The 26075-nt window shown below is 73.3% G+C and carries 24 protein-coding genes, 1 tRNA gene and 2 pseudogenes; 20 read left to right on the top strand and 7 right to left on the bottom strand.

The genetic code is table 11. The features are described 5' to 3' along the window. Window positions 1–144 precede the first annotated feature (144 nt). From pheS to OJ254_RS20490, 3 genes are all read left to right on the top strand, one after another. Window positions 145–1296 carry a phenylalanine--tRNA ligase subunit alpha gene (gene pheS, locus OJ254_RS20480; protein WP_265363484.1) on the top strand — a complete coding sequence of 384 codons (1152 nt, stop codon included), beginning with the start codon at window positions 145–147 and terminating at the stop codon, window positions 1294–1296. Continuing rightward, window positions 1296–3821, top strand: coding sequence for a phenylalanine--tRNA ligase subunit beta (gene pheT, locus OJ254_RS20485; protein WP_265363485.1), 2526 nt, complete (start codon window positions 1296–1298; stop codon window positions 3819–3821). The genes pheS and pheT overlap by 1 nt, the downstream gene beginning before the upstream one ends. Before the next feature lie 201 nt (window positions 3822–4022). Beyond that, the gene (locus tag OJ254_RS20490) at window positions 4023–5282 is read left to right on the top strand and encodes a PP2C family protein-serine/threonine phosphatase (RefSeq protein ID WP_265363486.1); all 1260 of its coding nucleotides are present in this window, start codon (window positions 4023–4025) and stop codon (window positions 5280–5282) included. A 99-nt stretch (window positions 5283–5381) separates the two neighbouring features. On the opposite strand, the gene OJ254_RS20495 is transcribed toward OJ254_RS20490, so the two are convergent. Then, on the bottom strand, window positions 5382–6239 hold the full coding sequence (locus OJ254_RS20495; RefSeq protein WP_261952482.1) for a 3-hydroxybutyryl-CoA dehydrogenase: 858 nt from the start codon (window positions 6237–6239) through the stop codon (window positions 5382–5384). Between the two features lie 159 nt (window positions 6240–6398). Between OJ254_RS20495 and OJ254_RS20500 the strand changes: the two genes are divergently transcribed. Further along, window positions 6399–7628 carry a glycoside hydrolase family 10-like protein gene (locus tag OJ254_RS20500; protein ID WP_265363487.1) on the top strand — a complete coding sequence of 410 codons (1230 nt, stop codon included), beginning with the start codon at window positions 6399–6401 and terminating at the stop codon, window positions 7626–7628. A 90-nt stretch (window positions 7629–7718) separates the two neighbouring features. On the opposite strand, the gene OJ254_RS20505 is transcribed toward OJ254_RS20500, so the two are convergent. Together OJ254_RS20505 and OJ254_RS20510 are read right to left on the bottom strand one after the other, a co-directional pair. Beyond that, a complete protein-coding gene (locus OJ254_RS20505; protein WP_261952484.1) occupies window positions 7719–7928 on the bottom strand; it encodes a DUF1918 domain-containing protein in 210 nt (69 codons plus the stop codon). A gap of 229 nt (window positions 7929–8157) precedes the next feature. Then, window positions 8158–9144: a DMT family transporter gene (locus OJ254_RS20510; RefSeq protein WP_265363488.1), complete on the bottom strand. Its 987-nt coding sequence runs from the start codon at window positions 9142–9144 to the stop codon at window positions 8158–8160. Between OJ254_RS20510 and OJ254_RS20515 the strand changes: the two are divergent. The 6 genes and pseudogenes from OJ254_RS20515 to OJ254_RS20540 all read left to right on the top strand — a co-directional run bounded on the left by OJ254_RS20515 (window position 9143) and on the right by OJ254_RS20540 (window position 13162). Continuing rightward, window positions 9143–10637 (top strand): annotated as a pseudogene (locus OJ254_RS20515) (aminotransferase-like domain-containing protein). The gene OJ254_RS20510 and the pseudogene OJ254_RS20515 sit on opposite strands and share 2 nt — an antisense overlap. 58 nt (window positions 10638–10695) lie before the next feature. Further along, window positions 10696–11148 (top strand): GNAT family N-acetyltransferase, encoded by a 453-nt coding sequence (locus OJ254_RS20520; protein ID WP_265363489.1) that lies wholly within the window; start codon window positions 10696–10698, stop codon window positions 11146–11148. Between the two features lie 65 nt (window positions 11149–11213). Next, window positions 11214–11782: pseudogene (locus OJ254_RS20525) on the top strand (histidine phosphatase family protein). A 209-nt stretch (window positions 11783–11991) separates the two neighbouring features. Then, window positions 11992–12480, top strand: coding sequence for a hypothetical protein (locus OJ254_RS20530; RefSeq protein ID WP_265363490.1), 489 nt, complete (start codon window positions 11992–11994; stop codon window positions 12478–12480). Further along, entirely contained in the window at window positions 12405–12785 is a 381-nt protein-coding gene (locus OJ254_RS20535) for a hypothetical protein (protein ID WP_265363491.1), read from the top strand. Before OJ254_RS20530 ends, OJ254_RS20535 begins: the two co-directional genes overlap by 76 nt. Window positions 12786–12790: 5 nt before the next feature. Further along, window positions 12791–13162 (top strand): DUF4333 domain-containing protein, encoded by a 372-nt coding sequence (locus tag OJ254_RS20540; RefSeq protein WP_265363492.1) that lies wholly within the window; start codon window positions 12791–12793, stop codon window positions 13160–13162. 55 nt (window positions 13163–13217) lie between these two features. Here OJ254_RS20540 and OJ254_RS20545 read toward each other — a convergent pair whose 3' ends face one another. Next, window positions 13218–14180, bottom strand: coding sequence for an alpha/beta hydrolase (locus tag OJ254_RS20545; RefSeq protein WP_265363493.1), 963 nt, complete (start codon window positions 14178–14180; stop codon window positions 13218–13220). A gap of 128 nt (window positions 14181–14308) precedes the next feature. Between OJ254_RS20545 and OJ254_RS20550 the strand changes: the two genes are divergently transcribed. Beyond that, window positions 14309–14854, top strand: coding sequence for a PadR family transcriptional regulator (locus tag OJ254_RS20550; RefSeq protein ID WP_265363494.1), 546 nt, complete (start codon window positions 14309–14311; stop codon window positions 14852–14854). Window positions 14855–14878: 24 nt separating this feature from the next. Here the strand turns inward: OJ254_RS20550 and OJ254_RS20555 are convergent, their stop codons facing one another. Continuing rightward, window positions 14879–15640, bottom strand: a complete 762-nt coding sequence (locus OJ254_RS20555; protein WP_265363495.1) for a helix-turn-helix transcriptional regulator — start codon at window positions 15638–15640, stop codon at window positions 14879–14881. 107 nt (window positions 15641–15747) lie between these two features. After that, the gene (locus OJ254_RS20560; RefSeq protein WP_265363496.1) at window positions 15748–16839 is read right to left on the bottom strand and encodes a class I SAM-dependent methyltransferase; all 1092 of its coding nucleotides are present in this window, start codon (window positions 16837–16839) and stop codon (window positions 15748–15750) included. 141 nt (window positions 16840–16980) lie between these two features. Here OJ254_RS20560 and OJ254_RS20565 point away from each other — a divergent pair, with 141 nt between their 5' ends. From OJ254_RS20565 to OJ254_RS20590, 6 genes are all read left to right on the top strand, one after another. After that, on the top strand, window positions 16981–17172 hold the full coding sequence (locus OJ254_RS20565) for a DUF1059 domain-containing protein (RefSeq protein ID WP_261952494.1): 192 nt from the start codon (window positions 16981–16983) through the stop codon (window positions 17170–17172). 173 nt (window positions 17173–17345) lie between these two features. Beyond that, window positions 17346–18374, top strand: coding sequence for an N-acetyl-gamma-glutamyl-phosphate reductase (argC, locus tag OJ254_RS20570; protein WP_265363497.1), 1029 nt, complete (start codon window positions 17346–17348; stop codon window positions 18372–18374). Beyond that, window positions 18371–19522, top strand: a complete 1152-nt coding sequence (gene argJ, locus OJ254_RS20575) for a bifunctional glutamate N-acetyltransferase/amino-acid acetyltransferase ArgJ (protein ID WP_265363498.1) — start codon at window positions 18371–18373, stop codon at window positions 19520–19522. Before argC ends, argJ begins: the two co-directional genes overlap by 4 nt. After that, a complete protein-coding gene (gene argB, locus OJ254_RS20580; protein WP_265363499.1) occupies window positions 19519–20436 on the top strand; it encodes an acetylglutamate kinase in 918 nt (305 codons plus the stop codon). Before argJ ends, argB begins: the two co-directional genes overlap by 4 nt. Then, window positions 20433–21671: an acetylornithine transaminase gene (locus OJ254_RS20585; protein WP_265363500.1), complete on the top strand. Its 1239-nt coding sequence runs from the start codon at window positions 20433–20435 to the stop codon at window positions 21669–21671. Before argB ends, OJ254_RS20585 begins: the two co-directional genes overlap by 4 nt. Window positions 21672–21679: 8 nt before the next feature. Next, entirely contained in the window at window positions 21680–22222 is a 543-nt protein-coding gene (locus OJ254_RS20590) for an arginine repressor (RefSeq protein WP_265363501.1), read from the top strand. Between the two features lie 352 nt (window positions 22223–22574). Here OJ254_RS20590 and OJ254_RS20595 read toward each other — a convergent pair. Next, window positions 22575–22648, bottom strand: a tRNA-Pro gene (locus OJ254_RS20595). 142 nt (window positions 22649–22790) lie between these two features. Here OJ254_RS20595 and OJ254_RS20600 point away from each other — a divergent pair. The 3 genes from OJ254_RS20600 (at window position 22791) to argH (ending at window position 26057) form a co-directional block, all read left to right on the top strand. Then, window positions 22791–23171 (top strand): DUF488 domain-containing protein, encoded by a 381-nt coding sequence (locus tag OJ254_RS20600; protein WP_265363502.1) that lies wholly within the window; start codon window positions 22791–22793, stop codon window positions 23169–23171. Window positions 23172–23308: 137 nt separating this feature from the next. After that, on the top strand, window positions 23309–24505 hold the full coding sequence (locus OJ254_RS20605; RefSeq protein ID WP_261952502.1) for an argininosuccinate synthase: 1197 nt from the start codon (window positions 23309–23311) through the stop codon (window positions 24503–24505). A gap of 118 nt (window positions 24506–24623) precedes the next feature. Continuing rightward, window positions 24624–26057, top strand: coding sequence for an argininosuccinate lyase (argH, locus tag OJ254_RS20610; RefSeq protein WP_265363503.1), 1434 nt, complete (start codon window positions 24624–24626; stop codon window positions 26055–26057). Window positions 26058–26075 lie beyond the last annotated feature (18 nt).

The raw sequence follows: 26075 nt of genomic DNA on the forward strand, positions 1-26075 counted from the left end.
CGTCCCCCTTAGACTTGACCTTTGGCACCTTTGGCGCACAGGCATCGCACGCGCAGCGCGGGCTCGGCGCATACGACCCTTGTGATCGAAGAGCCGAGGCGAAGCGAGCCAAGCCAAGCCAGTCCACCGGAAGCACGGGAAGAGATGTCCGCACCCAATAAGTCGTACGACCCTGTCGAGGTCGAAGCCCTGAAACCGGAAGAGATCGCCGCCCGGCTGGACGAGGCGCTGGCCGCCATCGCCGCCGCGGCCGATCTGGAGGAGCTGCGCGAGGTGAAGGTCGCGCACGCCGGCGACCGCTCGCCGCTCGCCCTCGCCAACCGGGAGATCGGCGCCCTGCCGCCGCACGCCAAGGCGGACGCCGGCAAGCGCGTCGGCCAGGCCCGCGGTCGCCTCAACCAGGCGCTCAAGGCCCGCCAGGAAGAGCTGGAGGCGGAGCGCGACGCGCGGGTGCTGGTCGAGGAGGCGGTGGACGTCACGCTGCCCTACGACCGCGTCCCGGCCGGCGCCCGGCACCCGCTCACCACGTTCATGGAGCGGGTCGCCGACGTCTTCGTCGCGATGGGCTACGAGATCGCCGAGGGCCCCGAGGTCGAGGCGGAGTGGTTCAACTTCGACGCCCTGAACTTCGTGCCGGACCACCCGGCGCGCCAGATGCAGGACACCTTCTTCGTCAAGGCTGGGGGCACCTCCCGGACGGAGTCTGGGGGAGGCGCCCAGGACGATGAGTCCGGCGTCGTCTTGCGCACCCACACCTCGCCGGTCCAGGCCCGCACCCTGGTCGACCGCGAGCCGCCGGTCTACGTCGTCTGCCCGGGGCGGGTCTACCGCACCGACGAGCTCGACGCCACGCACTCCCCGGTCTTCCACCAGATCGAGCTGCTCGCCGTCGACGAGGGCCTGACCATGGCCGACCTCAAGGGCACCCTCGACCACATGGTCCGGGCGCTGTTCGGCCCCGACATGAAGACCCGGCTGCGGCCGAACTACTTCCCGTTCACCGAGCCGTCCGCCGAGATGGACATGGTCTGCTACGTCTGCCGTGGCGAGTCCGTGGGCAACCCCGACCGTCCGTGCCGCACGTGCTCCAGCGAGGGCTGGATCGAGCTGGGCGGCTGCGGGATGGTCAACCCCAAGGTGCTCATCGCCTGCGGCGTCGACCCGGAGAAGTACAGCGGCTTCGCCTTCGGGTTCGGAATCGACCGGATGCTGATGTTCCGGCACAACGTGGAAGACATGCGCGACATGTTCGAGGGCGACGTCCGGTTCACCCGGCCGTTCGGGATGGAGATCTGATGCGGGTCCCGCTTTCTTGGCTGCGGGAGTACGTCGACCTGCCGGCGACGGAGACCGGCCGGGACGTACAGGAAAAGCTCATCGCGGTCGGCCTGGAGGTCGAGACCGTCGAGCGCCTCGGCGCGGACCTCAAGGGCCCGCTCGTCGTCGGCCAGGTGCTGACCATCGAGGAGCTGGAGGGCTTCAAGAAGCCGATCCGCTTCTGCACGGTGGACGTCGGCCGGGCCAACGGGACCGGCGAGCCCCAGGAAATCGTCTGCGGCGCCCGTAACTTCGCCGTCGGCGACAAGGTCGTGGTCGTCCTCCCCGGTGCCGAGCTGCCCGGCGGCTTCAAGATCGCCGCACGCAAGACGTACGGCAAGAAGTCGCACGGCATGATCTGCTCCGGCGACGAGCTGGGCATGGGCGACGACGGCTCGCACGGCATCATCGTGCTGCCGCCGGAGACCGAGGTCGGCACCGACGCCATCGAGCTGCTGGAGCTCGTCGACGAGGTGCTGGACATCGCCGTCACCCCGGACCGCGGCTACTGCCTGTCGATGCGCGGCGTGGCCCGCGAGACCGCCACCGCCTACGGGTTGCCGCTGCGCGACCCGGCGCTGCTGGACGTCCCGCCGCCGAACGCCGCCGGCTACCCGGTCCAGGTCGCCGACCCGATCGGCTGCGACCGCTTCACCGCGCGGACGGTCACCGGCCTGGAGCCCGGCGCCCGCACCCCGCTGTGGATGCAGCGCCGGCTGCAGAAGGCCGGCATGCGCCCGATCTCGCTCGCCGTCGACATCACCAACTACGTGATGCTGGAGCTCGGCCAGCCGCTGCACGCCTACGACCGCACCACGGTCGAGGGCCCGATCGGCGTCCGCCGCGCCACCCCCGGCGAGAAGCTGACCACCCTGGACGGCACCAAGCGCGCGCTGGACGCCGGGGACCTGGTCATCACCGACAACCGCGGCCCCATCGGGCTCGCCGGTGTCATGGGCGGCGCCAACACCGAGATCGCCGCGCCGGTCATCGACCCGGAGACCGGTCAGCTGCGCGGCACCACCGACGTCGTGATCGAGGCCGCGCACTTCGACGCGATCGCCATCGCCCGTACGGCGCGCCGGCACAAGCTGTCCTCCGAGGCGGCCAAGCGCTTCGAGCGCGGGGTGGACCCGGAGGCGGCGTCGGCGGCGGCCCAGCGCACCGTCGACCTGCTGGTGCTGCTCGCCGGCGGCACCGCCGGGGAAGGCGTCACCGAGGTCGTCTCGCCCCGCGGACCGCGCACGATCACCATCCCGGCCGACCACCCGGACAAGGTCGCCGGCGTCACCTACGGCCGGGAGACCGTCGTCCGCCGCCTCCAGCAGGTCGGCTGCGACGTCTATGGCCAGGACGAGCTGGTCGTCAGCGTGCCGTCGTGGCGGCCGGACCTCTCCGAGCCCAACGACCTGGCCGAAGAGGTCATCCGGCTGGAGGGCTACGAGAACCTGCCCTCCACCCTGCCGAAGCCGCCGGCCGGCCGCGGTCTGACGGAGCGTCAGCGGCTGCACCGCAGGGTCGGCCGGGTACTGGCCGGTGCGGGCTACGTCGAGGCGCTGAACTACCCGTTCACCGGCTCGCACGTCCTCGACCAGCTCGGCATCGAGCCGGACGACCCGCGCCGCTCGGCGGTCACCCTCGTCAACCCGCTCTCCGACGAGGAGCCCGACCTCCGCACGACGCTGATCCCCGGTCTGCTGGGCGCGCTGCGCCGCAACTACGGCCGGGGCACGCACGACCTCGCGCTCTTCGAGACCGGTCCGGTCTTCCGGGCGAGCGGTGACGAGAAGCCGGCCAGCCGGCTGGTCGTCGACCGCCGGCCGACCGACGACGAGATCGCCTCGCTGGACGCCTCGCTGCCGCAGCAGCCGCGGCGTGCCGCGGTGGTCCTCGCCGGCCACCGCGAGCAGCCCGGCTGGTGGGGCGCCGGCCGCCCGTCCAACTGGGCGGACGCCATCGAGGCCGGCCGTACGGTCGCCCGTGAGGCGGGCGTCGAGCTGATCGTCCGTCAGGACCAGCACGCGCCGTTCCACCCGGGCCGCTGCGCGGCGCTGCTCGCCGTCGTCGACGGCGAGGAGGTCCTCGTCGGCAACGCCGGTGAGCTGCACCCGCGGGTCATCAAGGCGCTGTCCCTGCCGGAGCGCACCTGCGCGATGGAGATCGACCTGGACCGTCTGGAGCGGGCCGGCACCGGCCCGCTGAAGGCGCCCACGATCTCCTCGTTCCCGGTCGCCACCCAGGACGTGGCGCTCGTCGTCGACGACGCCGTCCCGGCGGCGGACGTCGAGGCCGCGCTGCGCGACGGCGCCGGTGAACTCCTGGAGTCGCTGCGGCTGTTCGACATCTTCACCGGTGAGCAGCTCGGGGCCGGCAAGAAGTCGCTGGCGTACGCGCTGCGCTTCCGCGCCGCGGACCGCACGCTGACCGCGGAGGAGGCGTCGGCAGCCCGGGACGCGGCGGTGGCGTCGGCCGTGGAGCGGACCGGGGCGGCGCTGCGCGGCTGACCCGCGTACGAGCCCGGTGGAGGGCGTGGACGGCACCGGCCGTCCACGCCCTCTTCGCGTGCCGCGTCGCTTTGTCGACGATCCGATCCATACACCATCACCCAATCGGGTGGTGATGTACGTTTCGTCGCGGAACGGATACGGAACGTCGCGAGAATCGATCCGGTCGAACCAGAACCACCGGCTGGGGGGACCATCGGCATGATCCGAGCCTGGGCGAGGGCAGGCGCACGCGACGGGGCGAGCCGTGCCCGGCGCGGCTTCGTCCTCGTGCTGCCCGGACTCTGGGTGCTGGGCGTGGTCACCTGGGAGCTCTGCGAGCCGAGCGGCGGCCGGCTGCTGCAACTCCTCGCCGCGGCGCCGGCCATCGCCTGTGCGGGCACCGGCCGCCGGCAGTGCGTCCTGCTCGGCGGGGTGTGCGCGCTGGCCGCCCTGGTCCCGTTCGGCGCGAACGACGCCGGCCCCGGCCCGGGCACCCGCGTGATGACCTGCGCGGCGGTCCTCGCCGTGGTCGGCGCCAGCTATCTGACGGCCGGCCGCAGGAAGCGGCTGCTGCGCGAGCTGGAGCGCACCCGCGAGGTCGCCACGGCCGCCCAGCGGGTCCTGCTGCGGCCGCTGCCGCCGCGGATCGGCGGGCTGGTCCTGGCGGCCGACCACCTTTCCGCGAGCGAGGGCGCCGTGGTCGGCGGGGACCTCTACGAGGTCGTCGGGACCCGGTACGGCGTCCGGGCGGTGATCGGCGACGTCCGCGGGCACGGCCTCGAAGCCATAGGCACGGTCGGGGCGATGCTCGGCAGCTTCCGCGAGGCCGCGCACGACGAGCCCGAACTCGCCGGTGTGCTGGGGCGGTTGGAGCGGGCGCACCAGCGGCATCTGGGGGAGCGGGCGCGCCGGGCGGACCCGGCGGACGGCGGCGGTGCCGCGGGCCCGGCCGGGGAGGAGTTCGTGACGCTGCTGCTGGTGCAGATCGCCCCGGACGGCGCGGTGACGGCGCTCAACTGCGGGCATCCCTGGCCGTACCGCATCGTGTGGCGGGCGGTGGACCCGGTGACGCCGCTCGCCCCGGGCGAGCCGATGCCGCCGCTCGGGCTGTTTCCTCTCCCTGCGGACGAGGCACCGGTGTGCTGCGGGCGGCTGCGGCCCGGGGAGGGCCTGTTCCTGCACACCGACGGTGCGGTGGAGGCCCGGGACCGGTCCGGGGAGTTCTTCCCGCTGACGCAGCGGCTGCACCGCAGCGTGGTGACGGCCGGCGGGGCGCCCGGGCCCTCACCGGCCGGGGTGGTGGACGACGTACGGGAGGCGCTGCTGCGGCATGCGGGCGGTCGGCTGCCGGACGACGTCGCGTTCGTGCTGCTCTGCGCGGACGGCACGGACCACGATCCGGCCCTACCGATCCCCGCCGCGGGAGTGCACGCCCCGTGGGGAGCGGGGTTCACCACCCTCAACGGGCGCAGGGGATGAGGAAGATGGCGACGCCGACGCCCGGGTGCCTGCCGCCCGGTGCACGGCGAAGGGCCGGCGGACGGTGTCCGCCGGCCCTGGGATCTGCGGGGTCCGGACTCAGTACGGGTAGAAGCCCGAACCGGACTTCCGGCCCAGCCGCCCCGCGTCCACCATCCGCTGGAGCAGCGGGGGAGCCGCGTACAGCGGCTCCTTGTACTCCTCGTACATGGACGCGGCGACCGAGGCGACGGTGTCCAGGCCGATCAGGTCGGACAGCTTGAGCGGGCCCATCGGGTGGGCGCAGCCCAGCTCCATGCCGTTGTCGATGTCCTCGCGGCTGGCGATGCCCGACTCGAACATCCGGATCGCGGAGAGCAGGTACGGGATGAGCAGCGCGTTGACCACGAAGCCGGAGCGGTCCTGGGCGCGGATGGCGTGCTTGCCCAGCACGTTCTGGACCAGCGCCTCGGAGCGCTTGATGGTCTCCTCGCCGGTGGTCAGCGCCGGGATGAGCTCCACCAGCTTCTGTACCGGCGCCGGGTTGAAGAAGTGGATGCCGATGACCTGGTCCGGGCGGGAGGTGGCCACCGCCAGCTTCACCAGCGGGATCGAGGAGGTGTTGGACGCCAGGATCGCGTCCGGGCGGCTGACGACCTGGTCGAGAACCTGGAAGATCTCGGTCTTGACCTGCTCGTTCTCCACCACGGCCTCGATGACGAGGTCGCGGTCGGCGAACTCCCCGAGGTCGGTGGTGAAGCTGAGCCGGTCGAGCGTCGCGTCGCGTTCCTCGGTGGTCATCTTGCCGCGTTCGGCGGCCTTGCCGAGGGAGTTGGTCAGGCGGGTACGCCCCAGCTCCAGGGCCTCGCCGGTGGTCTCGGCGACCATGACGTCCAGCCCGGCGCGGGCGCACACCTCGGCGATGCCTGCGCCCATCTGGCCGCAACCGACCACTCCGACGCGTTCGATGTCCGTCACCTCGTGCCTTTCGCTGATCTTCGGGAGCGGCGGTACGCCGTAAGGGTCCGGCGGCCGCCTCGGCCCCGACGTTACTCCGCGCGGTGCTGGGTCATGGCTTCCGGGGCGGGCATTCTGAGCCCGCAGGACGGGACGAACCGGACAAGCTGGGGACTTTTGATGAGACGGATCACACGCAGGGTGTTCGGCAGGGCGGCGATCGGCATGGCGGGCTCACTGCTCGGGGCGGCGGCGGCCGGACCGGCGGGGGGAGCGGCACGGCGCGAGATGCGCGGGGTGTGGCTGGCCACCGTCGGCAACCTCGACTGGCCCTCGCGCACGAAGCTGTCCGCCGCCGCGCAGCAGCGCGAACTGCGCGCCCACTTCGACGCGGCGGTCGCGCACAAGCTCAACACGGTGTTCTTCCAGGTGCGGGCCGCCGCGGACGCGCTCTGGCCGTCCCCCTACGAGCCCTGGGCCGAGTCGCTGACCGGGCGGCAGGGCGGCGATCCGGGCTGGGACCCGCTGGACTTCGCGGTCCGCGAGGCGCACCGGCGCGGCCTGGAACTGCACGCCTGGTGCAACCCGTACCGGGTCGCCAACCACGCCGACCCGGGCCGGCTGACCGCCGACCACCCGGCCCGCCGGCACCCCGAGTGGATCGTGCCCTACGGCGGCAAGCTGTACTACAACCCCGGTCTGCCCGAGGTCCGCTCGTTCGTCCAGGACGCGATGCTCGACGCGGTGGAGCACTACTCCGTCGACGGGGTGCACTTCGACGACTACTTCTATCCGTATCCGGTCGCCGGCAAGAGCTTCGACGACGACGAGGCCTACGACACCTACGGCGAGGACTTCGACAACCGGGCCGACTGGCGGCGGGACAACATCGACCGGCTGGTGTACGAGATGGCGCAGCGGCTCGGCGAGGGCGGCCAACAGGAGGGCCGCAAGGTGCGGTTCGGCGTCAGCCCGTTCGCGGTCTGGCGCAACCAGGCCACGGACAAGAACGGCTCCCGGACCCAGGCCGGGATCGAGACCTACGACGACCTCTACGCCGACACCCGCCGGTGGGTGCGCGAGGGCTGGCTCGACTACATCGTGCCGCAGGTCTACTGGCCGATCGGCAACAAGGCCGCCGACTACGCCGAACTGGTGCCGTGGTGGTCGCGGACCGTCGACGGCACCGGCATCGACCTCTACATCGGCGAGGCGCTCTACAAGGCGGGCGACAGCCAGCCGGCGGGCTGGAAGAACCCGGCCGAGCTGTCCCGTCACCTCACCTTCGCCCGCCGCTACCCCCAGGTCGGCGGGCACGTCTACTTCTCGGCGAAGGAGGTGGCCAAGGACCGGGTGGGCGCACTGGCCCGGGTCGTGCGTGACCACTACGGCAGCGCGGCACGGTCCTAGGGGCGGTGCCCCGGGCCGGTCCGTGCGGCGCGGGTCGGGGGCGGGGCCGTGGGGCCCCGGTGGGTCCTCGGCCGGTCGGTCGAGGGGGTGTCAGCGGCCGGTTTCGACGTCGGAGGTCTTGGCGTGCCGGACGACCGAGTCGGGCCCGGGCGACACGATCGCCTCGTGTCCGTCCTCCGCGCGGACGCGGTAGGGCGGATCGCCGTTCGTGCCCAGTACCTCGACGATTTCCACGACCCGGTCGTGGTGCCCGACGGTCCTGCCGTGCACCACCAGCCGGTCGCCCTTGGTCGCGTGCATCAGGGTCCTCCCCGCTTCGGGCGGCCATGCGACCCGAACGGCCGACGAGGGACGGCCGAGCGGTTGAACGGCCAACGGTTTCAGGGGTTGCGGGCCTGGCGAGGCCCGGACGGCGCGCTATCTGCCATCGCGGCAAGTTTACGTCCGCGGGGGCGCGGCGCACCCGGGGAGCGGGCCGCCGGTTCCCACGGAACCGGCGGCCGGGCCGGGGGTGCCGCGCCGGGGCCGGTCACCCGCGGGCCCGCTGGGTCACCACGATGCAGGCCAGCACCGCCAGTGCCGTCAGGGGCGCGGCCGGCGGCAGCCGTTCGCCGAGCAGCAGCACCGACCACACCAGGGTCAGCAGCGGCTGGGCGAGCTGGAGCTGGCTCGCCTTGGAGACGCCGATCACGGCCATTCCGCGGTACCAGACCACCAGCCCCAGGAACTGCGAACCGGCCGCCAGCCACAGCAGCCCGGTGACCGCGTGCGCGGTCAGCCGCAGCGGCTCGGTGGACAGCGCGACCGCCGCACCCGCCACCGTCACCGGCAGGCACAGCACCAGCGCCCAGCCGATCACCTGCCAGCCCGGCATGTGGCGGGCCAGCCGGCCGCCCTCGGTGTAGCCCGCCGCGCACACCAGCAGCGCCGCGAACAGCAGCAGATCACTCCGGCTCGGGGCCCCGCCGCTCTGCTGCACCGCGAAGCCGAGGACGACGGCGGCGCCGACCAGGGACGCCACCCAGAAGGTGCGGGACGGGCGGGCACCGGTGCGCAGGGCCGAGCAGGCGGCGGTGGTCAGCGGCAGCAGGCCGACCACGACGGCCGCGTGGGAGGTGGTGGAGGTCTGCAGCGCCAGGGTCGTCAGCAGCGGGAAGCCGAGCACCACGCCGCCGGCCACGACCGCGATCCCGGCCCAGTGGCGGCGCTCCGGCAGGCGCACCCGGAGGACGGCCAGCGCGCTGCCGGCGAGGACGGCGGCCAGCACGCTGCGCAGCATCACCACGGTCCAGGGCCCCATGCCCTCCAGCGCCCAGGCGGTCCCGGGGAAGGTGAGGGAGAAGGACGCTACGCCCAGGCCGGCGAGCAGCACCCCGCGGCCGGCCGGGGTGCGACCGGCCGGCGCGGTGGTCTCCGAAGCGGCGGTGGCGAGGCCGGTGACGGCGGTTGCGGAGGACGGGGCGGGGGCGTTCACCGCTATCGCTGTGGCGGTAGTAGCGCTATCGTTGCTTCTCATGCAAGAGCGTAGCAGTGTGGCTGAGCTGGCCGCGAGCCTGAGGAACGAACTGAAGCGCTACTCTCCAGGAGAGAAGCTGCCGTCGAGCCGGGCCCTCGTGGAGCGGCATCGGGTGAGCCCCGTGACCGTCTCCCGCGCCCTCGCCGAACTCGTCGCCGAGGGACTCGTCACCACCCGCCCCGGCGCCGGCGCCTTCCGGGCCGAGCCCGCCGTGGCGGCCCCCCGGCCGGTCGACACCTCCTGGCAGGAGATCGCGCTCAGCGCCGAACCGGGCGGCGACCAGGTGCCGCGCAGCGTCGACGCGTCGGGCGTGGTGGCCACCCTCGCCCGCCCGGCCCCCGGTGTCATCGAGCTCAACGGCGGCTACCTGCACCCCGATCTGCAGCCCGAACGCGCCCTCGCCGCCGCCCTGGCCCGGGCCGGCCGCCGGCCGGGCGCCTGGACACGGCCCCGGTCGACGGCGTACCGGAGCTGCGCGCCTGGTTCGCCCGGGAGATCGGCGGCCCCGGCGGCGCGCTCGCCCCGAGCGATGTGCAGATCACCGCGGGCGGCCAGAACGCGCTGACCGCCGCACTGCGCGCGCTCGCCGCACCCGGCGCACCCGTACTCGTCGAATCGCCCACCTACCCGGCATGCTCGCCGTCGCCCGCGCCTCCGGGCTGCGCCCGGTGCCGGTCCCGGTGGACGCGGACGGCGTACGGACGGACCTGCTGGCCGACGCCTTCCGGGCCAGCGGCGCCCGGCTCTTCGTCTGCCAGCCGCTGTTCCAGAACCCGACCGGGGCGGTGCTCTCCGCCGAGCGGCGGCGCGAGGTGCTCCGGGTGGCCCGGGCGGCCGGCGCCTTCGTGATCGAGGACGACTTCGCCCGGCTGCTGGTCCACGACGACGCGGCCGGGCTGCCGCCGACCCTGATGGCGGACGACCGGGACGGCACCGTCGTGCACATCCGCTCCCTGACCAAGGCCACCTCGCCCAACCTGCGGGTGGCCGCGCTGGCCGCCCGCGGCCCGGTCCGCGACCGGCTGCGCGCCATCCAGGTCGTCGACAACTTCTTCGTACCCCAGCCGCTCCAGGAGACAGCTCTGGAACTGGTCGGATCGCCCGCCTGGGGCCGCCATCTCCGCTTCATCGCGGGGGAGTTGACCGCCCGCCGGAACGCGCTGACCGCGGCGCTGCGGGACCGGCTGCCGGCCCTCGCCGGGCCCGGTGCCACGTACGGCGGCATCCCCGGCCGGGACGGCGGCCCGTACGTGCCGTGCGGCGGCTACCAGCTGTGGTTGCGGCTGCCGGACGGCGCCGACGAGGCCGCGCTGACGGACGCGGCGCTGCGCGCCGGGGTGGCGGTCGCGGGCGGCCGCCCGTACTTCGCCGCCGAGCCGCCGGCCGGGCACCTCCGGCTGAGCTTCGCGGCCGCGGCCGGCCCGGCCGAGATCACCGAGGGCGTCCGCCGGCTGCGCACGGCCTGTGACGAACTGGGGGTGACCGTCGGGTGACGGCGTCCGGGGGCACACCGGTTCGACGCCGCCGCCGCCCTTCTGGGAATCTCCCGGCATGAACGCGCACGCCCTCGACGGCTACGAGATCTCCACCGACCCGGCCCGCCTGGACGCCGACCTGGTCCACACCTGGCTCGCCACCGATGCCTACTGGGCGCTGGACCGGCCGCGGGCCCTGCACGACCGCGCCGTCGCGGGCTCGCTCAACTTCGGGCTGTACGCGTCCGGTTCCGGCCGCCAGGTGGCGTACGCCCGGGTCGTGACCGATCACGCCACCTTCGCCTGGCTCTGCGACGTCTACGTCTGCCGGGACGACCGCGGCAAGGGGCTGGGCACGGCCCTGGTCGAGGCCGTCGCCGACCACCTGGCGCCCAGCGGGCTGAACCGGCTCACGCTCGCCACCAAGGACGCCCACGGCGTCTACCAGAAGGTCGGCTTCCGGCCGCTGGTGGCGCCCGAGCAGTGGATGACCCTCGGGCTGATCGACCCGGGACCGCTCGGAATCTGAGGCCGGCCGCTCGGGATCTGCGCAAGCGAGGTCCCGCCGGCCGGTCCTCCTCTTACCATCGGCGAATGAGCGTTCGACTCTCGCTGCTGGCCGCGGCCCGCAGCTCCGCGCTGCTCGCGACGCAGTTCGACGACGACCGCCCGCTCGACGCGGTGGGCTGGCAGGAGGTCGAGCGGGCCGCGCCCGTGCTGTGCCGGCTCGCCGCCGCCGAGCTGCGCTACTGCTCGCCGTCCGCGCGCTGCCGGGAGACCGGTGAGGGGCTGGGCCTGCGCCCGCTGCCCCAACCGGCGCTGCGCGACTGCGACATGGGGCGCTGGCGCGGCCGCACGCTGGGGGAGGTCGCGGCCGCCGAGCCCGCCGCGGTCGAGACCTGGCTGGCCGACCCCGCTCGGCCCCGCACGGCGGGGAGTCGCTGCTGGCCTTCATCACCCGGGTCGGAGGCTGGCTGGACACCCGCCCGGTCGAGGACGCCGCCGGGCTGCTCGCGGTCGCCGAACCCGGCGTGGTCCGGGCCGCCCTGGTCTACGCCCTCCAGGCGCCGCCGCACGCGTACTGGCGGATCGACGTCCAGCCGCTCTCGGTGGTCACCCTCGCCGGCCGCTCCGGCAAATGGGACCTCCGGCTGGAGGCATGAGAGGCGGCGGCACCCGACTCCACCCTCACTCCCCGTCACGGACCGTCACCACCCGGAAAGCCCAGCCCGCGGGTTCCGCTGTCCGGGGCACGCGCACCCGGTGTGACCTGCGCGAACGGTGACAGTTGCGGCGTCGGCCCCGGTCCTGGGCGGCGGCCGCGGTGTTCATCGAGGTGCGGGCCGCCGGGCGGGGCGCTTCTCTGTGGGTTATGCACATAAGCCACATTCCTCTCTATGCGCTGGCGGCCGGTGGTCTGGCGGTGTCCGTCCTGCTCTTCGGTGACGGGGACGGTGCGGACGCCGCCACCGACGCGGTGGGCGAGGCGGTGAGCGGCGCCGCGTCCAAGGCGGCCTCCGGGCCCGCGCCGGACGCCTCCGGTGCGGTGACCGTCCAGCCCGGGCGGGTGGCGCCCGGCGGGGCCTTCTCGGTGTACGACGGCGGCATCTGCGCGGACGGGTCCGCCGAGGCCCGCTTCGACAACCCCCACATCCCGGTCCTGCGGCTGTCCGCCATGGCGGGTCAGGCGGGCGCTACCACGGTCCTGCCGCGGGGCGTCGCCCCGGGCACGTACCGGGTCACCGTCGTCTGCGGCGGGGGAACGGGCACCCGGCAGCACCCGCGGTGTACGGGGCGGCCGGCGTCCGGGAGGAGGACGGCGGCGGGCGGAAGGCGGCGAGGACCGCCACCGGCACCCTGACCGTCACGGACGGCGCGCTCCTGGCCACCCCGGTCTCCGACGGCACCTTCTCCGGCGGCGCGGCCCCCGAGGACGGCGCCCAGGCGGACGACGCGCTCTCCGAGCAATCCGGGCCCGACGACTCAGGGCTCTCCGACGACTCCGGCCAATACCTCCCGCAGGGCGGTTCGCACACCGGTCTCGGCGGCGCGGCCGGCCGCGACGGCGACCGGACGGCGGCGGTGCTCGGCGGCCTGGTGCTGCTCGGCGCGGCCGGCTGGGGAGCCGGCGCCCACCGCCGGCGCGCCCACCGGGCCCGGGGCTGACGGCGGTGACCGGTCCACCGCCGCCCCGCCGCGGGCTGCTCCTCGGCCTGCTCACCGCCCTCCTCGCGGCCGGCGCCGCCCTCCTCGTGCTCGTCGTGCCGCAGCTGTACGGCCGGGACGCGACCAGCGAGGTCGACGACGGCACCCACACCGTCCCGCGCTCCGAGATCGCCCGCACCCTCAGCGGGCAGCTCACCCTGCCGTTCCGCAGCGGCCCGGACGCAGTGCGCTGCTCGGGCGACCTGCGGCCGGTGCGGTCCGCCGCGGTGCGCTGTACGGCGCACTTCCCGATCGGCCGGGACCGCCAGCTGACCGTCGAGGTCACCCGGGTCCAGGACAACAAGGTGACCTACCGCCGGCGCCCCGTTCCGCACTGAGCCCCGACGGACCGGCGGCGACCGGCCCGGCGCGCGCGTCGGCTCGCCCGACCCGTCAGGTGAGGGCGGCGCGCAGCGCGGTCAGCCAGTGGTCCGTGGTGCGGCGGGCCAGGTCGGATTCCGGGGCGTACGCCTCGAAGAAGTGCCAGGCGCCGGGGACGTCCTTGACCTCGACCGGTACGTCCGCCTCCATCAGGCGCCGGGCGTACTCCAGGCCCTCGTCGCGGAGCGGGTCGAGGCCGCAGGTCAGGACGTACGCGGGCGGCAGTCCGGCGAGGTCGGCGGCCCGGGCGGGGGCGGCGTAGGCGGGGGTGTCGGGGCCGCGGCCGGGGCCGAGGTAGGTGTCCCAGGTGCGGGCGATGCCCACGCCGTTGATGATGCGCGGGTCGCCGATCCGCCGCCGGGAGGCGGTCCGGTCGCGGTCGTCCAGGCAGGGGGTCAGCAGGCACTGGAAGGCGATCCGCGGCCCCTGCCGGTCGCGGGCCATCAGGCAGACGGCGGCACTCAGATTGCCGCCCGCGGAGGCGCCGGTGACGGCGATCCGCTCGCGGTCGATGCCGAGTTCGCCGGCGGCCGCGGCCATCCACTCCAGCGTGGCGTAGCAGTCCTCGACCCCGGCCGGGTAGCGGTGCTCGGGGGCCAGCCGGTAGTGGACGTTGACCACCACCGCCCCCGCCGCGACACAGGCGTTGCGCGCCATCGGGCTGGGTCCGTCCAGCTCCCCGTACGCGAAGCCGCCGCCATGCAGGTAGAGGACGCCGGGCAGTATCCCCTCGGCCCCGGCGGGGCGCAGCACCTGTACGTCGAGGGAGTTGCCGTCCGGCCCCGGGATGGTCAGCTCCCGCACGGTCACCCGTGGGTCGTGGGCCGGCATCAGCGGTGCCATGAGCTGCCGGAAGCCGCTGCGGGTCGCCTCGATGTCGGCGTACGGGTCGGCGGGTCGTGGCGCCAACCGGTCGAGGGTTGCGGCCAGTTCGGGATGCGGACGGACGGCGGTCGTGGTGCTGCGGCTGGGCATGGGTTCCCCGTTCCTGTGCGACTTGGCGTGGACGCGTGAGGTCCAACCATCTCATTGAGATGGTCTCGATGAGAAGGAAGGTATGGTCTCAATGAGATGGTGTCAAGGTGAGTGGGAGGCGGCGGAGGATGGCGGAGTACAGCCCGGCGAGGTACGTCGTGCTCGGTCTGATCGCCCGGCACGGCGCGATGACGCCGTACGAGCTCAAGTCCCGCGTCGAGGACGACATCCAGCCCTTCTGGCCGATCCTGCATGCGCAGCTGTACCGCATCCCGGCGGAGCTGGCGGGGGCCGGTCTGCTGCGCGAGGAGACCGAGACGGCGGGCCGCCGCCGGCGGATCTTCCATCTCACGCCGGAGGGCCGCGCCGCCCTGGAACACTGGCTGGCCGACCCCGACACCCCCGAGGCGGAGACCCGCGACCCGGCCCAGCTGAAGCTGTTCTTCGCCGATCTCGGGGCCGCCGCGGACATCGTCGCGCTGGCCACCCGGCAGGCCGAACGGCACCGCGGCTGGCTCGCCCACTACGCCTCGCTGCGCGCGGCCCTCGATCCGGCCGAGGACTCCCGGCAGCGCTCCCGGGCCCGGCTGCTGCGCCTCGGGGTGCTGCACGAGCGGGCCCACGCGGAGTTCTGGGAGTCGGTGGCCGCCGACCCGGACCGGCTGGACGACTGACGACGACGGGGGCGGACGGGGTGGCTACCGGACCGGCCGTACCGCCGCCGCGTCCCGGGTCAGCCAGGCGTTCGCCGCCTCGACGCGACTGCCGACCCGCAGCTTCGCGTAGACGTGCTCCAGGTGCTTGTCGACCGTGCGCGGACTGATCGCCAGCCGGTTCGCGATCTGCTGGTTCGTCAGGCCGCGGGCCAGCAGGGTGAGTACGGCGGACTCCCGGCGGGTGACCGGCGGCGGGGCGGGCACCGCCGGGGCGAGCCGGGTGAGGACCCGGGTGAGCCGGCTGCGCAGCAGCGCGGCGGTGGCCACGTCGTCGTCGGAGAAGTCGCTGCCGTCCCGGCTGATCACCACGCACACCTTGCGCGGCGGCTCGTCGGCGCGGCCGGCCGGGAACGACATCGCGAGCTGCTGTTCGGCGCCGAGCGGCCGGTACACGTCCGGATAGGCGGCCAGCGCGTGGAAGTCGCGGGGGGTCTGCAGGGTCGAGCGGCGCATCGGCGTGCCGGGGCCGACGGTGGTGTGCAGCACCAGGGAGTCGGTGGCCGCCACGCGGTCGAAGGCGTCGCGGATGTCCTGGCTCAGCAGCCCGGCGGGGACGGTGAGCGGACGCTCCGCGCTCCCGGCGTGCGGCGACCAGACGATGCTGTCGCCGGGGACCGCCCCGAGCAGCAGCGGCAGCAGCACCGGAACGAGGGTTTCCTCGTCGACGGCATCGATGACGGCATCCATCAGGAGGTCCACGACGGCGAGGATCCGTCGCAGGCCGACCTCCGCGGCCGGGGTCATGTTTCCAGCGTGCCGAGGGGGCCGGGGCCCGTCAAGGCAGGTCCGCCCGGCCCCCGGGGTGCCACCCGGCCGGCCGGGGGAAGACCGGCCGGGCGCGTCAGGCGCGGTTAACGCCCGACGGCATAGACGCGGTTGACCGGGCTCTCGGCGGCGAGCCGCCAGTGGTGGAGCCCGGCGTCGTCGGCGATCTGCCGTATCGCCTCCTCACCCGCGTGGTTCCCCAGTGCCTGCGGTCCGTGCTGGGCCAGTGCGGACGGCAGGCAGACGGCGACCGAGGCGGCGGTCAGCGCCCGGCCGACGGGGTTGGTGTTCTCCTGGGCGTTGGCCGAGGCGTTCGGTTCGACGATCATGCAGGTGCCGCCGTCGGCCAGCGCGTGCTCGGCGTGCAGCAGCGCGCCGCCCGGGTCGCCGATGTCGTGCAGGCAGTCGAAGAACGTGATCAGGTCGAAGCCCTCGCCCGGGAAGTCCTGTGCGGTGGCGACGTCGAAGCTGACCCGGTCGGCCAGTCCCCGCTCGGCCGCGATACCGCGGGCGGCCTCGACGGAGGGCCGGTGGAAGTCGAAGCCCCGGAAGTACGACCGCGGGAAGGCCCGGGCCATCAGCGTCGTGGAATAGCCGTAGCCGCATCCGACGTCGGCGACCCGCGCACCGCGCTCCAGCTTCTCCACCACGCCGTCCAGCGCGGTCAGCCACTCCGGCACCAGCGCGGCCGTGTAACCGGGGCGGAAGAACTTCGCGGTGCCGGCGAACAGCGCCGGGCTGTGCTCCTCCCAGCCGACGCCCTCGCCGGTGCGGAAGGCCTCCCGCAGGCTGTCCTCGGTGGCGTACACGGCCTGCAGCACGGTGAAGAACCCGGCGGCGTACGTGCTCCGGTCCGGGTCCGCCAGGACGGCGGCGTGCTCGTCGGGCAGCTGGTAGGTGTCGGTCTCCGGGGTGTAGGTGACGTACTCGCCGGCCACCTGGGCGTCGAGCCACTCGCGGACGTAGCGCTCGACCAGGCCGGTGCGCGCGGCGAGCCGGGCGGAGGTGAGCGGACCGGCGCCGGCCATGGCCGCGTAGAGGCCCAGCCGGTCGCCGAGCGAGGTGCACAGCCCGGCCATCGCGGCCCCGCCGTCGGCGATCACCTTCTCCAGGAACCGCTGCACCCGTTCCTGGTCCACGGCGCCGGAGGGGGCGCCGGCGGAGGTCGAAGTCGCCACGTCCCGCACCTCCCGTCGCCTCCATGCGGCCACCAGGTCGTCTTCCACTCCACCAGCCCCGCCCCCGCGCGCGCCATACGGGATTCGCCGTATACGGCGGGCCCCGGGCGCCCGCCGACACTGGAGGGGAGGAGGTGCGCCATGCGCAAGAAGATCGACTGCCGCGACTACCCGAGCGAGATGAACTGCTCCCTCGTGATCTCCGGCGAGGAGGAGGAAGTGGTGCGCGCGGCCACCGAGCACGCGATGTCCGTCCACGGCCACACCGACAGCCCCGAGCTGCGGGAGCAGATCCGGGCCTCCCTGAAGAACGAGATGCCGCAGCCCGCCTGAGCCGCGGCACCACCCGGCCGCCGGGGAAAGCCGAGACCTGCCGCCGCCCCGCAGGACGGGGCGGCGGCCGCACGTGCGGCGGGGCGAAGGGGCCCGGCACCAGCGCGGACGCGGAACGGCATTGCATAAAACTGTTGCAGTCCGTATAGTCATGCCATCGACGAGGAGGGTCCATGACGGTACGAGCGGCAGTGGCCGGTGCGAGCGGATACGCGGGCGGTGAAGTCCTGCGTCTGCTGCTCGCCCACCCCGAGGTGGAGATCGGCGCGCTGACGGCCAACTCGAACGCCGGGCAGCGCCTGGGCGCTCTCCAGCCCCACCTGTTCCCGCTGGCCGACCGCGTCCTCGCCACGACCACCCCTGAGGTCCTCGCCGGCCACGACGTCGTCTTCCTGGCGCTGCCGCACGGCCAGTCCGCGGCCGTCGCCGAGCAGCTCGGCCCGGACGTCCTCGTCGTCGACATGGGCGCCGACTTCCGGCTCGCGGACGCCGGCGACTGGCAGAAGTTCTACGGCAGCGAGCACGCCGGGACCTGGCCCTACGGCCTCCCCGAGCTGCCGGGTGCCCGCGCCGCGCTCACGGGGTCCAAGCGCATCGCGGTGCCCGGTTGCTACCCGACGGCCGTCTCGCTGGCCCTCTTCCCGGCATACGCCGCGGGGCTCGCCGAGAACGAGGCCGTGATCGTCGCCGCCTCCGGCACCTCCGGCGCCGGCAAGGCCCCCAAGCCGCACCTGCTCGGCTCGGAGGTCATGGGCTCCATGTCCCCGTACGGCGTCGGCGGCGGCCACCGGCACACCCCCGAGATGATCCAGAACCTCAGCGCGGTCGCCGGGGAGCGGGTCTCGGTCTCCTTCACGCCCACCCTCGCGCCCATGCCGCGCGGCATCCTCGCCACGTGCAGCGCGAAGGCCCGTGACGGGGTCACCGCCGAGACCGTACGGGCCGCGTACGAGAAGGCGCTCGCCGACGAGCCGTTCGTCCACCTGCTGCCCGAGGGCCAGTGGCCGTCGACCGGCGCCGTCCACGGTTCCAACGCCGTGCAGATCCAGGTCGCGCACGACGAGGCCGCCGGCCGCATCATCGTGATCAGCGCCCTCGACAACCTCACCAAGGGCACCGCCGGCGGTGCCGTCCAGTCCATGAACATCGCCCTCGGTCTCGACGAGATCACGGGGCTTTCGACGATCGGAGTCGCGCCGTGAGTGTGACGGCAGCCAAGGGATTCCAGGCGGCGGGTATCGCCGCCGGGATCAAGGACAGCGGGAACCCGGACCTGGCCCTCGTGGTCAACAACGGGCCCCGCCAGGCCGCCGCGGGCGTCTTCACCTCCAACCGCGTCAAGGCCGCCCCCGTCCTCTGGTCCGAGCAGGTCCTCAAGGGCGGTACGGTCTCCGCCGTCGTCCTCAACTCCGGCGGGGCCAACGCCTGTACCGGCCCGAAGGGCTTCCAGGACACCCACGCCACCGCCGAGCAGGTCGCCGAGGTCCTCGGCCTGAACGCGGGCGAGGTGGCCGTCGCGTCCACCGGGCTGATCGGCGTCCTGCTCCCCATGGACAAGCTGCTCCCGGGCATCGGGACCGCCGCCGCGCAGCTCTCCGAGCACGGCGGCGAGAAGGCCGCCATCGCCATCAAGACCACCGACACCGTGCACAAGACCGCCGTGTACGAGGGCGACGGCTGGACCGTCGGCGGCATGGCCAAGGGCGCCGGCATGCTCGCGCCCGGCCTCGCCACCATGCTCGTCGTGCTCACCACGGACGCCGACCTCGACGCCGACGTCCTGGACCGGGCCCTGCGGAACGCCACCGAGGTCACCTTCGACCGGGTCGACTCCGACGGCTGCATGTCCACCAACGACACCGTGCTGCTGCTCGCCTCCGGCGCCTCCCGGGTCGCGCCGGAATACCCGGAGTTCGCGCAGGCCGTACGGACCGTCTGCGACGACCTGGGCCAGCAGCTCATCCGGGACGCCGAGGGCGCCAGCAAGGACATCAAGGTCGAGGTGGTCAACGCGGCGAGCGAGGCGGACGCCGTCGAGGTCGGCCGCTCCATCGCCCGCAACAACCTCCTCAAGTGCGCCATCCACGGCGAGGACCCGAACTGGGGCCGGGTGCTTTCCGCCATCGGCACCACCTCCGCGGCCTTCGAGCCGGACCAGCTGAACGTCGCCATCAACGGCGTCTGGGTCTGCAAGAACGGTTCGGTGGGGGAGGACCGCGACCAGGTCGACATGCGCTACCGGGAGGTGCGGATCACCGCCGACCTCGCCGCCGGCACCGAGTCCGCGGTCATCTGGACCAACGACCTCACCGCCGACTACGTCCACGAGAACAGCGCGTACTCGTCATGACCACCACCCGCAAGCACACCGCGCTGCCCAAGGCCCGCACGCTCATCGAGGCGCTGCCCTGGCTGACCCGCCACCACGGCAAGACCGTCGTCATCAAGTTCGGCGGCAACGCCATGGTCGACGAGGAGCTCAAGCGCGCCTTCGCACAGGACGTGGTCTTCCTCCGGCACGCCGGCCTGCGCCCGGTCGTCGTACACGGCGGCGGCCCGCAGATCAGCGCCCATCTGGACCTGCTGGGCCTGCCGTCGGAGTTCAAGGGCGGCCTGCGGGTCACCACGCCCGAGGCCATGAACGTGGTCCGGATGGTGCTGGCCGGCCAGGTCCAGCGCGAGCTGGTCGGACTGCTCAACGAGCACGGCCCGCTCGCCGTCGGCATGACCGGCGAGGACGCCCATCTGATGACCGCCACCAAGCACTACGCCGACATCGAGGGCGAGCGGGTGGACATCGGCCGGGTCGGCGAGATCACCGACATCGACCCCGGCGCGGTGCAGGCGCTGCTGGACGACGGCCGGATCCCGGTCATCTCCTCCATCGCCCGCAGCAGCGATGACGGCGACGCATCCGGCATCTTCAACGTCAACGCCGACACCGCAGCGGCCGCCCTGGCCGCCGCCCTCGGCGCCGAGACGCTGATGGTCCTCACCGACGTCGAGGGCCTGTACGAGGACTGGCCGCACAGCGACGAGGTGATCTCGCGGCTGACCGCCACCCAGCTGGAGAAGCTGCTGCCCGACCTGGCCAGCGGCATGGTCCCCAAGATGCAGGGCTGCCTGTACGCCGTGCGCAACGGCGTGCACACCGCCCGGGTCATCGACGGGCGGGTCCAGCACTCCATCCTGCTGGAGATCTTCACCGACGAAGGAATCGGCACGATGGTCGTGCCGGACGCGGAAACCGAGGGGGAGTCATGAGCCAGGAGGCACACGATCAGGGGCCGGTGACCAACGAGGGCCTCACCCGGCGCTGGCAGGGCGCCATGATGGACAACTTCGGCACCCCGCGCGTCCCCCTCGTCCGCGGTGAGGGCGCCAAGGTGTGGGACGCCGACGGCAAGGAGTACCTCGACTTCCTCGGCGGCATCGCGGTCAACGCCCTCGGGCACGCCCACCCCGCCGTGGTCCGCGCGGTCTCCGACCAGGTCGCCACCCTCGGCCACGTCTCGAACTTCTTCGTCGCCGAGCCCACCGTGGCGCTCGCCGAGCGGCTGCTCGCGCTGGCCGGAGGGCGCCCCGGCCGGGTCTACTTCTCCAACTCCGGCGCCGAGGCCAACGAAGCCGCCTTCAAGATCGGCCGGCTGACCGGGCGCACCCACATGGTCGCCACCGAAGGCGGCTTCCACGGCCGCACCATGGGCGCCCTCGCGCTCACCGGCCAGCCCGCCAAGCAGGCCCCGTTCGCCCCGCTCCCCGGCGACGTCAGCTACGTCCCGTACGGGGACGTGGAGGCGCTCCGGGCCGCCGTCACCACCGACACCGCCCTGGTCGTCCTGGAGCCGATCCAGGGGGAGAACGGCGTGGTCGTGCCGCCGCCCGGCTACCTCCGCGCCGCCCGCGAGATCACCGCCGCCACCGGCACCCTGCTCGTCCTGGACGAGATCCAGACCGGCATCGGCCGGACCGGCCACTGGCTGGAGTCCCAGGCGCAGGGCGTCGAGGCGGACGTCATCACCCTCGCCAAGGGCCTCGGCGGCGGCCTGCCGATCGGTGCCACCCTTGCCTTCGGCCCCGCCGCCGCCCTGCTCACCCCCGGTTCGCACGGCTCGACGTTCAGCGGCAACCCGGTCGTCTGCGCCGGCGCCCTCGCCGTCCTCGACACCATCGAGGCGGACGGCGTGCTCGCGAACGTCAAGCGCGTCGGCGAGCGGCTGCGGGACGGGATCGAGGCGCTGGGCGACCCAATGGTCATCCAGGTCCGCGGCGCGGGCCTGCTCCTCGGTATCGTCTTGGCGGAGCCGCTCGCACCGCGCGTGCAGCAGGCGGCTCAGGACGCGGGTCTCCTGGTGAACGCGGTCGCGCCGGACGTCATCCGGCTCGCCCCGCCGCTGATCGTCTCCGACGACGAGGCGGACACGTTCCTGCGGAGGCTCCCCGCCGTCCTCAACACGGTCCGCCAAGGGGCCGACGGGGAACAACGATCCGGAGACTGACGAGACCGATGAGCGAGCCGCAGGACAACGAGGTGTACAACGGCGGCCAGGCCGTGCCGCAGACCCGCACCGCCCGCCACCGCCGGATCGTGGACATCCTCAACCGGCTGCCGGTCCGCTCCCAGAGCCAGCTCGCGAAGCTGCTCGCCGACGACGGCCTGTCCGTCACCCAGGCGACGCTCTCCCGCGACCTGGACGAACTGGGCGCGGTGAAGATCCGCAACACGGGTGGTGAGCTGATCTACGCGGTGCCCAGCGAGGGCGGCGACCGCAAGCCGCGCGCCCCGCTGGGCGAGTCCGCCAAGGAGGAGCGGATGCGCCGCCTCTCCGGCGAACTCCTCATCTCCGCCGAGGCGTCCGCCAACCTCGTTGTCCTGCGCACCCCGCCCGGCGCCGCCCAGTTCCTGGCCTCCGCCATCGACCAGGCCGAGCTGCACGACATCCTCGGCACCATCGCCGGCGACGACACCCTGATGCTCATCAGCCGCGACCCCCTCGGCGGCCAGGCCCTCGCCGACCACCTGCTCCGCCTGGCCCAGAAGGCCGGCTGATCCGCCGGCCTCACACCGGCGAGAGCACCTAGCAGCCCCTGGCCCGCCCGCCCGACAGCGTGGCGGTCCCCGGCACGCCGTCGCGGAAGCCGTGGAACGCGTACGACCAGCAGCGGCGCGGGGTCCGCCACCCTCCGGCAGGTGAGGCCGTGGGGCGCCGGGCTGTACGAGAACGAGCCGGTCCCGGGCTGTTTCCGAACGCCATGACGCCGTGCTCGTCCCGCCCCCACCGCTCCGGCGCGCCGCGCTACGCCACCGGAGGGTGCCGGGCCCGGCCCGCGGGAACGCAGAAGGACCTGCCGCACCGGAGTGCGGCAGGTCCTTCATCCGGGCCTTCGGGCCCTGTGCACCGTCGGGACGACAGGATTTGAACCTGCGACCCCTTGACCCCCAGTCAAGTGCGCTACCAAGCTGCGCCACGTCCCGGTGCTGCTGCCGACCGTGGAGTCCCGGCCGGGGCGTGCAGAAGAAAAATACCCTGTCCCGCGCCGTGAATCCAAAGCGGGGTCCCCAAGGGGTGCTTCCCGGTCTCACGGCGGGGCGGTGGCTTCCGTGCTTCGATGGGGTTATGGGTGAAATGTCCGACGGTGCGGGGATCCGGATGCGGCGGGTGTACGAGCCGGTCGAGAAGGCGGACGGGGCGCGGGTGCTGGTGGACCGGCTGTGGCCGCGCGGGCTGTCCAAGGAGGACGCGCGGCTGACGGAGTGGTGCAAGCAGGTGGCGCCCTCCTCGGAGCTGCGGCGCTGGTACGGACACGAGGAGGGGCGGTTCGAGCGGTTCGCCGAGCGGTACCGCGCGGAGCTGGCGCAGGAGGAGGCGGCCGGGGAGGCGTTGGAGCGGCTGCGGGAGCTCGCCGGCCAGGGCCCGCTGACGCTGCTGACGGCGACGAAAGAGGTGCCGCTCAGCCATGTCGCCGTGCTGGCCGAGGTGCTGGAGAAGGGGCTCTGAGGGGTGCGAGGTGTGTCGATCCATTCGGCCCGTCGCTGATCCGACGTCGCTGACCTGGGCATTTCCCAGTTCATTGACGAAACATACGGTGGAGTGCATACTTATGCCTATCGAGGAATGCACGTAAGGAGAGACCCGTGACCGAGCGCGTCGTACTCGCCTACTCGGGCGGCCTGGACACCTCCGTCTGCATCGGCTGGATCGCCGAGGAGACGGGCGCCGAGGTCATCGCCGTCGCCGTGGACGTCGGTCAGGGCGGCGAGGACCTGGACGTCATCCGCAAGCGGGCGCTCTCCTGCGGCGCGGTCGAGGCCGAGATCGCGGACGCCAGGGAGGAGTTCGCCGACGAGTACTGCCTCCCGGCGATCAAGGCCAACGCGCTGTACATGGACCGGTACCCGCTGGTCTCGGCGCTCTCCCGGCCGGCGATCGTCCGCCACCTGGTGGCCGCCGCCAAGAAGCACGGCGCCACCACCGTCGCCCACGGCTGCACCGGCAAGGGCAACGACCAGGTCCGCTTCGAGACCGGCATATCCTCCCTCGCCCCCGACCTGAAGTGCATCGCCCCGGTCCGGGACTACGCCATGACCCGGGACAAGGCGATCGCCTTCTGCGAGGAGAAGGACCTCCCGATCGCCACCACCAAGAAGTCGCCGTACTCCATCGACCAGAACGTCTTCGGGCGGGCCGTGGAGACCGGCTTCCTGGAGGACATCTGGAACGCGCCCATCGAGGACGTCTACGAGTACACCCAGAACCCGGCCACCCCGCGCGAGGCAGACGAGGTCGTCATCACCTTCCACGAGGGCGTGCCGGTCGCCCTCGACGGCAGGCCGGTCACCGTCCTGCAGGCCATCCAGGAGCTCAACCTGCGGGCCGGCGCCCAGGGCATCGGCCGGATCGACATGGTCGAGGACCGCCTCGTCGGCATCAAGTCCCGCGAGGTGTACGAGGCGCCCGGCGCGATCGCGCTGATCACCGCCCACCAGGAGCTGGAGAACGTCACCGTCGAGCGCGAACTCGCCCGCTACAAGCGGCAGGTCGAGCAGCGCTGGGGCGAGCTGGTCTACGACGGCCTGTGGTTCTCGCCGCTGAAGCGGGCGCTGGACGGCTTCATCGACGAGGCCAACCAGTTCGTGTCCGGTGAGATCCGGATGACGCTGCACGGCGGCCGCGCCGTGGTCACCGGCCGGAAGTCCGGCCAGTCGCTGTACGACTTCAACCTGGCGACGTACGACACCGGCGACACCTTCGACCAGTCGCTCTCGAAGGGCTTCATCGAGATCTTCGGCATGTCGAGCAAGCTCGCGGCACGGCGTCAACTGCGGGCGTAGCCCGGCGCGACCCGGCCCGAGCCCGGCTCGTTGGCCTGACGACGCTTCGTACGACGGCCGCCTCCCCGCCCAGCGGTGGAAGGCGGCCGCACCATCCCATCCCTTGCGAGGAGCAGCAGTGAGCAGCAACAGCGGTGACGTCCGGCTCTGGGGCGGCCGGTTCGCCGACGGTCCCGCCGAGGCCCTGGCCCAGCTGTCGGCGTCCGTCCACTTCGACTGGCGCCTCGCGCCCTACGACATCGCCGGGTCCCGTGCGCACGCCCGGGTCCTGCACAAGGCCGGGCTGCTCACCGAGGACGAGCTGGCCCGGATGATCGACGGGCTCGACCGGCTGGAGGCGGACGTCGCCGACGGCTCGTTCACCGGCACCATCGCCGACGAGGACGTGCACACCGCCCTGGAGCGCGGGCTGCTGGAGCGGCTCGGCCCGGACCTCGGCGGCAAGCTGCGGGCCGGCCGGTCCCGCAACGACCAGGTCGCCACCCTCTTCCGGATGTACCTGCGCGACCACGCCCGGATCATCGGCGGGCTGATCGCCGACCTCCAGGAGGCGCTGATCGGCCTGGCCGAGGCCCACCCGGACGTGGCGATGCCGGGCCGTACGCATCTGCAGCACGCCCAGCCGGTGCTGTTCGCGCACCACGTGCTGGCGCATGTGCAGCCGCTGTCCCGGGACGCCGAGCGGCTGCGGCAGTGGGACGAGCGGACCGCCGTCTCGCCGTACGGCTCGGGCGCGCTGGCCGGTTCGTCCCTCGGGCTCGACCCGGAGGCGGTGGCCCAGGACCTCGGCTTCGAGCACGGCAGCGCCGGCAACTCCATCGACGGCACCGCCGCCCGCGACTTCGTCGCCGAATTCGCCTTCATCACCGCGATGATCGGGGTGAACCTCTCGCGGATCGCGGAGGAGATCATCATCTGGAACACGAAGGAGTTCTCCTTCGTCACCCTCCACGACGCCTTCTCCACCGGCTCGTCGATCATGCCGCAGAAGAAGAACCCGGACATCGCGGAGCTGGCGCGCGGCAAGTCGGGCCGCCTCATCGGCAACCTGACCGGCCTGATGGCGACGCTCAAGGCGCTGCCGCTCGCGTACAACCGCGACCTCCAGGAGGACAAGGAGCCGGTCTTCGACTCCTGCGACCAACTGGAGGTGCTGCTCCCGGCGTTCACCGGCATGATGGCCACCCTGACCGTCCACCGCGAGCGGATGGAAGAGCTGGCCCCGGCCGGCTTCTCGCTGGCCACCGACATCGCCGAGTGGCTGGTCAAGCAGGGCGTGCCGTTCCGGGTGGCGCACGAGGTCGCCGGCGAATGCGTCAAGGAGTGCGAGGCGCACGGCATCGAGCTGGACCAGCTCAGCGACGAGCAGTTCGCCAAGATCTCGCCGCACCTGACCCCCGAGGTCCGCGAGGTGCTCAACGTCCCCGGCGCGCTCGCCGCGCGCAGCGGCCGCGGCGGCACCGCGCCCTCGGCGGTGGCGGTCCAGCTCGCCGAGCTGCGCGCCGACCTGGTGCGGCAGCAGGAGTGGGCGGCGGCCAAGCAGCCGCGGTAGGCGCCGGCGGACCTGTAG

The sequence above is a fragment of the Streptomyces endophytica genome (assembly GCF_026153355.1).
Lineage (GTDB): Bacteria > Actinomycetota > Actinomycetes > Streptomycetales > Streptomycetaceae > Streptomyces > Streptomyces endophytica.